Origin of the sequence: Sulfurovum sp. bin170 (genome assembly GCF_010892395.1) — a bacterium.
Classification (GTDB): Bacteria; Campylobacterota; Campylobacteria; order Campylobacterales; family Sulfurovaceae; genus UBA1140.
Map to the genome: position 1 here is coordinate 1 of NZ_JAACKB010000216.1, position 2763 is coordinate 2763.

The 2763-nt window shown below is 37.0% G+C and carries 1 protein-coding gene and 1 pseudogene; both read left to right on the plus strand.

What is annotated here, in order from left to right; genetic code table 11:
* Positions 1-209 precede the first annotated feature (209 nt).
* Positions 210-1274 (plus strand): OmpA family protein, encoded by a 1065-nt coding sequence (locus GSY74_RS05115; RefSeq protein ID WP_164664030.1) that lies wholly within the window; start codon positions 210-212, stop codon positions 1272-1274.
* A 5-nt stretch (positions 1275-1279) separates the two neighbouring features.
* Positions 1280-2763: pseudogene (locus GSY74_RS05120) on the plus strand (hypothetical protein); the annotation flags it as partial.

Sequence of the window (2763 nt, forward strand, 5' to 3'; positions counted from 1 at the left end):
CAAGACGAGGCTAAAGCCATTGTTTCCAATATTTTTTATAAATTTCACAATTTTAAATAGGAAATTAGGTTTATAATATTGAGTTAAATAGTATTTAATATCTGCTGTTTGTTAACATAATCTACATACCCTAAATTAGCTTAAACTTATATTTTTTTTAAAAATGTATGCTAAAATTTGAAATTAAAAAACAAGAGATGGGAGTATGGATGAAAACGGTTATTTTCTTTGGTCTATTCACTGCAACAACTCTTCTTTATGCTAGTATAGAGAATGAGATAGGTATTAGTGTAGGGACTACAGCTCTTCAAAATGAAGATGGTAATAAGTTTAAAAATTATGGTGCAAGTGCAACTTATCAGATGAATCGATTTGTAGTAAGCCCTAGATTTGATATTGATTATGTAAAAGTTTCTGATTATGATGGAGTTGGCTCTCTTTGGAAAGCCTCGGTAAATGGTGTTTATGAGTATGAAAATCAGACAGAGTTTACCCCTTATGGCTTGGTTGGATTGGGATATGAAAAGGTCTCTAGTGAGGTCAAAGGTAAGTTTGAGAGTCACCCGTTTGTGCAGGGTGGGGTAGGTGTTGGATATAAGTTAAAAAATGGTTATAAAGCAAAGGTAGAGGGTAAGATGCTCCAGATTATTGGTGGAGAGGATGAGAACCATGAGATGATGTTGGGTGTAGGTATGAGTTTTCCTGTAGGAGGTCAAGAGAAGAGGAGACGAATTGTGCGACGCAGAGCTTCTTCAAAACCTGTGATTATACGACAACAAGTGCCTGTATATATTAATAGTCGAACCTGTTCTAAAAAAATAGCAGGAGCAGATAGAGATAGAGATGGTATAACAGATAGAGCAGATCAGTGTCCCAATACTCCTTGTGACTTCTCTGTTGATAGATTTGGTTGTCCTGTGAAGGCAACACTACGAATCAATTTTGCAACAGCATCTGCAATGATTAGACCAAACTCTATCCCCAAGATTCATAACTTTGCAAACTTCCTTCTGAGAAACAGAGGTAGCATGGTCAAGATTGTGGGTCATACAGATAGTGTTGGGAAGAGTGCTTATAATTTTGCACTCTCCAAAAGACGAGCAAAATCGGTTGCTGATAGATTGATAATGCTAGGGGTAAGTCCTGCTAGAGTCAGTTTTGATGGTAGGGGTGAGAGTCAGCCAATTGCTCACAATGGAACAGTAAATGGTAAAGCTCAAAATAGAAGAATAGAGGCAATATTAAGTTATCCAAATAGAAGAAGAGGGAGATAGTACAGATGAGAGATATGATAAAAAAGAGTTTAGCTCTAATATTTTTGACAGTTATTGGTCTAATGACAGTAGGTTGTGGTAGTGATAGAGCAGCAGATGCTTTGGATGATAATAGTTCAAAAGGTTCTGCTGTAGCAGGTGTATCACATATGGGTGAAGATGACCCAAAGGATACAGATGGTGATGGGCTTAGTGATGAGTATGAGCTTGAACATGGATTAGACCCATTTAGTAGTGATACAGATGAGGATGGATTGGATGATGGGTATGAGATGAGTCATGATGATGTTAATGTCACCAATCCAGATACAGATGGAGATGGACTGCTTGATGGTGAAGAGGTTAATGAGCATTATACCCAACCCAATAATTCAGATACAGATGGTGATGGTTTAAATGACTATGATGAGGTGAAAACTCATGAAACCGACCCTAACCAATCTGATACCGATGGGGATTGTCTACTTGATAGTTTTGAGATTTTAAACTATGAGACCAATGCAACGCTAAAAGATACAGATGGTGATGAGATAGATGATGGAGTTGAGATTTACTCTTATACAGATGAGTTAAACCTAACATGTTTGACTACTCCAGAGACTCTAGAGCAGGGGTATAATCCAAATCCAGCAATGGATGGTATACCTAATAAGGAAGATGATATTATCAATGCGTTAGACCCCACCAATGATAGTGATGGGGATGGACAATCCAATATAAAAGAGAACAACTGTACAGAGGGTGACCCTAAAGATAGAGATAAGATGTGTCCATTTATACATGAGACAGAGGAGGGCAAGATTTTAACTGAGCATGGGTACTCCTATGTACCAGGTGGTTTTGATGTTGATGATGATGGTATTGATGAGGGTGGATTTTGGATGTCAAGATACCAAGCGAGAAGTTCTAGCGTAGAGATAACTAGTGAAGAGATTATTGAAGAGATTGGAAATGTCAACCAGTATATATCAAAAAATTTCAAGGTATTAAATCGTAATATAGATGTAACAAGCTATCAAGAGGCTCCTCTTAGTGGGACTATAGCGGGTGCACAGCTTATTTTTGATGAAGAAAGTGTGGCAGGGAAAGAACGAATTAGTAATTTTACACCCTATTTGGCTCTGGTCTGTTTATCAAAATATCGATTGGAAGATAGTAATGGAACAGAATTGGATATTGAGATTACGATGCCAACACTTAAGCAGTATATACATGTCAAGATGCTACTTGATGCAGATATGGCAAACAATGGTGATGGTAGGCATATTAGAAATGGTCTTCTTGGTATAGATAAAAATGTACCTCTTATTAATTATAATCTGATTATAGATGAGTTTGGAGAGACACAAAAAGAGTTTGTAAGAAATCTTATTCAGTTAAGAGATATTCATGGTGACAGAACATTTGATATCAAAGATGCTCCTGATTGGTGGGATATTGAGATTACTAAGTTTAAATCATCTGACGGTGGTGCTAATAGTACACAAGA